This window comes from Nitrobacter vulgaris, assembly GCF_031453995.1.
Classification (GTDB): Bacteria; Pseudomonadota; Alphaproteobacteria; order Rhizobiales; family Xanthobacteraceae; genus Nitrobacter; species Nitrobacter vulgaris.
The window spans coordinates 1-5,789 of sequence record NZ_JAVDPZ010000072.1 but is presented as its reverse complement, the minus strand read 5'-3'; the positions used below and the strand labels follow the sequence as shown (position 1 = coordinate 5,789).

Here is a 5,789-nt window from a genome sequence, read left to right as displayed (position 1 = left end):
TTTATGACAAGGAGCGCGAGCGGCATGAAGATGTCGATGGGCCAGTCTGGCCGCCGGTTTGGCCGCCGGTTTCTGGGATTAGCGTTTGGCGGAGCGGCGCTTGCCGCGAGTGGTGCGGTATCGGCGGAGGAGCTTGGTCAACCGCATCCGTGGGCGTATGGACTTCAGACGGGTGTGACGCCTGTCATGGAGAGCGTTGCGCGGATGCATAGCGGGCTTCTGGTTGTGATCACGCTGATCACGCTGTTTGTGACGGGCCTGCTGATTGTGGCGATGTTGCGTTTCAACGCGCGGTCCAATCCGGTTCCGTCGAAGACGACCCACAACACGATGATCGAGGTTGCGTGGACGATCATTCCGGTTTTGATCCTGGTTGGCATTGCGGTTCCGTCGTTCCGGCTTTTGTTTGAGCAGCTTGATCTTCCGAAGGCTGACCTGACGGTGAAGGCGGTCGGCAAGCAGTGGTACTGGAGCTACGCGTATCCGGACAACGGCAAGTTCGAGTTTGACTCGCTGATGGCGCATGAGAAGCAGCCGCGGATGCTTGCGGTGGACAACGAGCTGGTTGTTCCTGTGAACAAGATCGTCCGGGTTCAGGTGACCGGGGCCGATGTCATTCATTCGTTTGGCGTTCCGGCGTTCGGCATCAAGGTGGACGCGATCCCGGGCCGTCTCAACGAGACCTGGTTCAAGGCCACCAAGACGGGCGTGTTTTACGGCCAGTGCTCGGAACTGTGCGGGCGGGATCACGCCTTCATGCCGATTGCGGTTCGTGTGGTGAGCGAGCAGGATTTTGCGGCCTGGATTGAAACCGCGAAGAAGAAGTTTGCCTCGAACCCGGCGAACGCGGTGGCGTCAGCTGCCGACGTGATGCGCTAGGCGTCGCGTTGGGCGATTTCGACGGGGCGACAACCGCTAAAGGGACGTCGCCCCAAGGGATTGCACCCCAAGGGATGCCGCCAAGGTTCGTTCGAAGGACTTCAAGGGACGAAAGACAGGATTAGACAATGGCAACAACCGCAGCACATGCTCACGACCACGGCCATGACGATCATGGCGACCATGCGCACCACCCGACAGGGTGGCGGCGCTTTGCGTATTCGACCAATCACAAGGACATCGGGACTATGTACCTGGTGTTCGCCATCGTCGCGGGGATCATCGGCGGCCTGATGTCGATGGGCATCCGGGCGGAACTGATGTATCCCGGCGTGCAGGTTTTTGATCCTGCGCATACCTACAACGTCTTTGTGACCTCGCACGGCCTGATCATGATCTTCTTCATGGTGATGCCTGCGATGATCGGCGGCTTCGGCAACTGGTTCGTGCCGCTGATGATCGGGGCGCCCGACATGGCGTTTCCGCGCATGAACAACATCTCGTTCTGGCTGCTGCCGGCGGCGTTTGCGCTGTTGCTGACCTCCACGTTCGTGGAAGGTGAGCCGGGCGCGGCGGGCGCGGGCACGGGCTGGACGCTGTATGCGCCGCTGTCGACGAGCGGTCATCCCGGGCCGTCGGTGGATTTCGTGATCCTCGCGGTGCATCTGGCCGGCGCCTCCTCGATTTTGGGCGCGATCAACTTCATCACCACGATCTTCAACATGCGCGCGCCTGGCATGACCTTGCACAAGATGCCGCTGTTCGTCTGGTCGATCCTGGTGACGGTGTGGCTGCTCTTGTTGTCGCTGCCGGTTCTGGCGGGTGCGATCACCATGCTTTTGACCGATCGTAACTTCGGCACCACGTTCTTCGCTGCCGACGGCGGCGGCGATCCGGTGCTGTTCCAGCATCTGTTCTGGTTCTTCGGTCATCCCGAGGTGTACATCCTGATTTTGCCGGGCTTCGGCATGATCAGCCATGTGATCTCGACGTTCTCGAAGAAGCCGATCTTCGGCTATCTCGGCATGGCCTATGCGATGGTCGCGATCGGCGGCATCGGCTTCGTCGTGTGGGCGCACCACATGTATACGGTCGGCATGGTGTCGACGGCGCAGGCTTACTTCGTCGCCGCCACGATGGTGATCGCGGTGCCGACCGGCGTGAAGGTGTTCTCGTGGATCGCCACCATGTGGGGCGGCTCGATCGAGTTCAAGGCGCCGATGCTGTTTGCGATCGGCTTCATCTTCCTGTTCACGGTTGGCGGCGTGACCGGCGTGGTGCTGGCCAATGCGGGCGTCGACCGGGTGATGCAGGAGACCTACTACGTCATCGCGCACTTCCACTACGTGATGGGCATTGCCGCGGTGTTCTCGATCTTCGCGGGCTGGTACTACTGGTTCCCGAAGATCTCCGGCTACATGTACAACGAGACCATCGCCAAGCTGCACTTCTGGCTGATGTTCATCGGCGCCAACGTCCTGTTCTTCCCGCAGCACTTCCTCGGGCTGCAGGGCATGATGCGGCGCTCGGTTGACTATCCGGATGCGTTCGCGGGCTGGAACGAGATCTCGTCCTACGGCGCCTTTATCGCTGGGTTCGGCGCTGTGGTCTTCCTTTACGGCTTGGTCGACGCCTTCGCTCGCAAGGAGCAGGCGGCGGACAATCCGTGGGGCGAAGGTGCAACCACGCTGGAATGGACGCTGTCGTCACCGCCGCCGTTCCACCAGTTCTCCACCCTGCCGAAGGTGCAGTAATGTGACTGTGCGCGGCGCGCTCGACGCGCCGCGCACCCAACAAGCGGGTGTATCGTGTCGGTTGTCGATCAAAAAGCCGTTGAACTGCCGCCCCGGATCTCGGAGGCGAGTGTCGCCGATTACTTCGCGCTGCTGAAGCCGCGGGTGATGTCGCTCGTGATCTTCACCGCGCTGGTCGGGCTGATGATCGCGCCGGGCCATGTTCACCCGGTCCTGGGCTTCATCTCGATCCTCTGCATCGCGGTCGGAGCCGGCGCCTCCGGCGCGCTGAACATGGCGCTGGAAGGCGATATCGACGTGCTGATGTCGCGCACGGCCAACCGGCCGATCCCGCGCGGCCGCATCACCCGCGGCGAGGCGATGGGGTTCGGCCTCACGCTGTCGTTCTTCTCGGTGATGACGCTCGGCGCCCTGGTCAACTGGTATGCCGGGGGCCTGCTCGCCTTCACGATCTTCTTTTATGTTGTGATCTACACGATGGGACTGAAGCGGCGGACCGCGCAGAACATCGTGATTGGCGGCGCCGCCGGTGCGCTGCCGCCGGTGGTGGCGTGGGCGGCTGCGACGGGGTCGCTGTCGGTGGAGCCGCTGCTTCTGTTCCTGATCATCTTCTTCTGGACGCCGCCGCATTTCTGGGCGCTGGCGCTGTTCCGCAACGACGACTACACCCGCGCCGGCGTGCCGATGTTGCCGGTGGTTGCCGGTCCCGATGCGACCCGGCTGCAGATCCTGCTCTATACCATCGTGCTGGTGGCGGTCGCCGCCGCGCCCTGGCCGCTCGGCTACTTCGATTGGATTTATGGTGTCACGTCGCTGATCCTCGGCGCCGGCATGCTGGTGTTCGCGATCAATGTCTATCGCCATCGCACCGGCAGCGCGGCGCTACGCGCCACGCGGCGGTTGTTCGCCTTCTCGATCCTCTATCTGTTCGCGCTGTTTGCCGTTCTGCTGCTCGATGTGGTTGCGAAGGCCATCGCGCCGTTGATCTGGTAGAGGGCGCATGAACCGATGGACAGCAACAACAAGCCGGACGGAGACGGGATCGTTCTCACCGAGGCTCAGAAGAAGCGCCGGCGCGAGCGGTCGATCGCGATCGCCTGGGCGCTGGGGCTCATGGTCCTGCTGTTTTTCGCGGTCACCTTCATCAAGGGGCCGGGCGTTCTCGTCCGTCCGATGTGATTTGAGATGACGGACGCGCCGCAGCACCCGCAGCAACCCGCTACCGCAGCCTCGGCCCGGCCGAAGGCGACGCCGCGCATTGGCCGCGACGTGAAGGTCGGCGCCGCCTGCGGCCTGGTGGTCGCCCTGATGGTCGGCGCCGCCTATGCGTCGGTGCCGTTCTACAACTGGTTCTGCCGCGTCACCGGCTTCAACGGAACGACGCAGGTGGCAGGGGAGGCCCCCCAGTCCAAGCCGCTGGAACGCACGGTGGCCGTACGCTTCGACTCCAACGTCTCGGGCGGGCTGCCCTGGAAGTTCGAGCCGGAACAGACCGAGATAAAGGTCCGGGTCGGCGAGGTCACCACCGTCCATTACACCATCACCAACGAGGTGGCGGCGACCACCATGGGGCAGGCGGCCTATAACGTCACGCCGCTGACAGTCGGATCCTATTTCACCAAGATCAACTGCTTCTGTTTCACCGAGCAAACCCTGGCGCCCGGTGAGAAGCGGGAGATGGCCGTCGTCTTCTATGTCGATCAGGCTTTCGCCGCCGACAGCGAGAACGACGGCGTCAATACCATCACCCTGTCCTATACCTTCTTTCCGGTGAAGAAGGCCGCGCCCAAGCCGGTGGCGGTCAACGAGCCGGACAGGCCAGGGGGAAGCATCTGAGCTTTGAGGGCCGACGCGTTTTGTTACCGACGCGTTTTGTTTTGAGATCAATAGGTGCCCAATACCGCCGGCACCGCTAACGGAGAGAGACCGCAATGGCTACGGCGCAAGTCAAGCACGATTACCACCTGGTCGACCCGAGTCCGTGGCCGATCGTAGGCGCGACCGCGGCTTTCATCATGGCCGTCGGGGCGATCCTGTGGATGCATCATCTGACCGCGGCCGCGCCGATCATTTTCGGCATCGGCCTGATCGGCGTGCTCTACACCATGGCGAGCTGGTGGGCGGATGTGATCCGCGAAGCCGAGCACAAGGGCGATCACACCCGCGTGGTGCAGATCAGCCATCGCTACGGCATGATCCTGTTCATCTGCTCCGAGGTGATGTTCTTCGTCGCCTGGTTCTGGGCCTTCTTCAACTCCGCGCTGTTCCCGGGCGATCCCGTGCATATGACGCGCGACGCGCTGTTCGGCGGTGTCTGGCCGCCCAAGGGCATCCAGACCTTCGATCCCTGGCACCTGCCGTTGCTCAACACCCTGATCCTTCTGACCTCGGGCACCACCGTGACCTGGGCGCACCATGCCCTGCTCAATGGCGACCGCAAGGGGCTGAAGTGGGGATTGATCCTGACCATCGCGCTCGGCGCCGTCTTCACCTGCGTGCAGGCCTATGAGTATCATCACGCCGCCTTCAGCTTCGCCGGCAACGTCTACGGCGCCACCTTCTTCATGGCGACCGGCTTCCACGGCTTCCATGTGCTGGTCGGCACCATCTTCCTGATCGTCTGCCTGTTCCGCGCCAATGCGGGACACTTCACGCCCTCCCAGCACCTCGGCTTCGAATTCGCCGCCTGGTACTGGCATTTCGTCGACGTGGTGTGGCTGTTCCTGTTCGTCTGCATCTATGTCTGGGGCAACGGCGCCGCGGCCATGGCGCACGCCGCGCACTGACCGGGACCAGCCCGCTCAACACCATCAAGACAAGGGCGGCCGCCGGGCCGCCCTTTTCTCTTTCGGAAGAAACGCTGATGTCCAATCTCGCTCGGCCGACATTGTCCCAGACCATCCTGCGCGGGCTCGCCTGCAAATGCCCACGCTGCGGCAAGGGAAAACTCTTCTCCGGATTCCTGACCCTGCGACCCGCCTGCGAGGCTTGCGAGCAGGATTACGCCTTCATCGACGCCGGCGACGGTCCCGCCGTGTTCATCATCCTCATCGCGGGATTCATCGTCGTCGCCGCCGCACTCGTCGTCGAAGTCAAGTACCAGCCAGCCCTCTGGATCCACGCAGCTCTCTGGATCCCAACAGTCCTCGCTGTTAC

Annotated in this window: 7 protein-coding genes; all 7 read left to right on the top strand. The window is 62.8% G+C overall.

Annotated features, from left to right (window positions below; all coding sequences use genetic code 11):
* The first annotated feature begins 24 nt into the window (after window positions 1–24).
* Window positions 25–879, top strand: a complete 855-nt coding sequence (gene coxB / locus GGQ85_RS20450) for a cytochrome c oxidase subunit II (protein WP_079448472.1) — start codon at window positions 25–27, stop codon at window positions 877–879.
* A 128-nt stretch (window positions 880–1,007) separates the two neighbouring features.
* Window positions 1,008–2,633 carry a cytochrome c oxidase subunit I gene (gene ctaD, locus GGQ85_RS20445; protein WP_079448471.1) on the top strand — a complete coding sequence of 542 codons (1,626 nt, stop codon included), beginning with the start codon at window positions 1,008–1,010 and terminating at the stop codon, window positions 2,631–2,633.
* Window positions 2,634–2,687: 54 nt separating this feature from the next.
* Window positions 2,688–3,626: a heme o synthase gene (locus GGQ85_RS20440; protein ID WP_079448470.1), complete on the top strand. Its 939-nt coding sequence runs from the start codon at window positions 2,688–2,690 to the stop codon at window positions 3,624–3,626.
* Window positions 3,627–3,641: 15 nt separating this feature from the next.
* Complete coding sequence (locus GGQ85_RS20435; RefSeq protein WP_079448469.1) at window positions 3,642–3,812, top strand: cytochrome c oxidase system small membrane protein; 171 nt, start codon at window positions 3,642–3,644, stop codon at window positions 3,810–3,812.
* Window positions 3,813–3,818: 6 nt separating this feature from the next.
* Window positions 3,819–4,469: a cytochrome c oxidase assembly protein gene (locus GGQ85_RS20430; RefSeq protein WP_309776044.1), complete on the top strand. Its 651-nt coding sequence runs from the start codon at window positions 3,819–3,821 to the stop codon at window positions 4,467–4,469.
* Between the two features lie 95 nt (window positions 4,470–4,564).
* On the top strand, window positions 4,565–5,419 hold the full coding sequence (locus tag GGQ85_RS20425; RefSeq protein ID WP_079448467.1) for a cytochrome c oxidase subunit 3: 855 nt from the start codon (window positions 4,565–4,567) through the stop codon (window positions 5,417–5,419).
* A 77-nt stretch (window positions 5,420–5,496) separates the two neighbouring features.
* The coding region (locus GGQ85_RS20420) for a DUF983 domain-containing protein (RefSeq protein ID WP_139372960.1) at window positions 5,497–5,789 on the top strand (293 nt) is incomplete at its 3' end.